Below are 1,178 nucleotides of genomic sequence, written 5' to 3'. Positions count from 1 at the left end.
TACAGATCTTGAATGGCCAGGTTTGTCCACTGTGGCTCGGCGTGTCGGCGTGATCTTTGGGACGCGGAGGCGTAGGCCGAGGTGATGAGGTATCCCGACGGAGGTGGATTGTCCGCGCGGGGGCGGGCCAAGCGTGAGGCGGTGCGACGGCAGGCTGCCGGGTGGTTCGCCCAGGACGTGTCGGTGCCGGAAATCGCGCGTAGGCTGCGGGTGTCGCAGACCGCGGTGTACGGATGGCGCAAGCGGTGGAAGGCCGGCGGCGAGGACGCCCTTGCCTCGAAGGGACCTGGCGGGTCTCGGTGCCGCCTGGATGAGGTCCGGCTGCGGCGCCTGGCCGACGCCCTGGAGCAGGGGCCGGCGGCGCACGGGTTCGGTGTCGATCAGCGGTGGACCCTCGCACGGGTGTCGGACCTGATCGCCCGGATGTTCCGCGTCCGGTACACGCTGCGTGGCACCGCGAATGTGATGTACCGGCTGGGCTGGTCGGTGCAGGTGCCCAAGCACCGCGCGGTCGAGCGGGACGAGGCCGCGATCACCACCTGGCGGCGGGAGACGTGGCCGGCGGGAAAACGGTAGCGGCGCAGCGACAGGCGTGGCTGGTCTTCGAAGACGAGGCCGGTCAGACGCTGCGCCCTCCGAAGGCACGCACCTGGGGACGACGCGGCCACACCCCGGTTGTCCCGGTGTCCGGCAAGGGATCCGGTCGCGTCTCGATCGCCGGGTTGACCTGCTACCGGCCCGGCGAACGGTCCCGGTTGATCTACCGCACGATCGTGCACCGCGGCCGCAAGAACGAACGACGCAGCTTCAGCGAACGCGACTACATCGCCCTGCTGGATGCCGCCCACCAACAGCTCGACGGCCCGATCGTGTGCATCTGGGACAACCTGAACACCCACGTCTCCGCCGCCATGCGACAGATGATCGACGCCCGGGACTGGCTGACCGTCATCCGGCTACCCGCCTACGCCCCCGACCTCAACCCCACCGAAGGCGTCTGGTCCCACCTGAAACGCAGCATCGGCAACCTCGCCTTCACCGGCGTCGACCACCTCCTCGCGATCATCAAGAATCGACTCAAGAGCATCCAGTACCGCCCCGACCTACTCGACGGGTTCCTCGCTCACACCGGCCTGACCCTCGAACCCGACACAACCTGACCATTCAAGATCTGTAGC

General features: G+C 68.2%; 2 protein-coding genes. Both read left to right on the top strand.

Annotated elements, in window-relative coordinates:
• Positions 1-141 precede the first annotated feature (141 nt).
• A complete protein-coding gene (locus tag AB0873_RS32620) occupies positions 142-576 on the top strand; it encodes a winged helix-turn-helix domain-containing protein (RefSeq protein WP_366604652.1) in 435 nt (144 codons plus the stop codon).
• Positions 555-1,160, top strand: coding sequence for a transposase (locus tag AB0873_RS32615; protein ID WP_366604650.1), 606 nt, complete (start codon positions 555-557; stop codon positions 1,158-1,160). The genes AB0873_RS32620 and AB0873_RS32615 overlap by 22 nt, the downstream gene beginning before the upstream one ends.
• Positions 1,161-1,178: the final 18 nt, after the last annotated feature.

This window comes from Micromonospora sp. NPDC047707, from assembly GCF_040704235.1.
GTDB lineage: Bacteria > Actinomycetota > Actinomycetes > Mycobacteriales > Micromonosporaceae > Micromonospora.
Note: the sequence above shows the minus strand (reverse complement) of the source record. Positions and strands in the feature narration are given on the sequence as shown.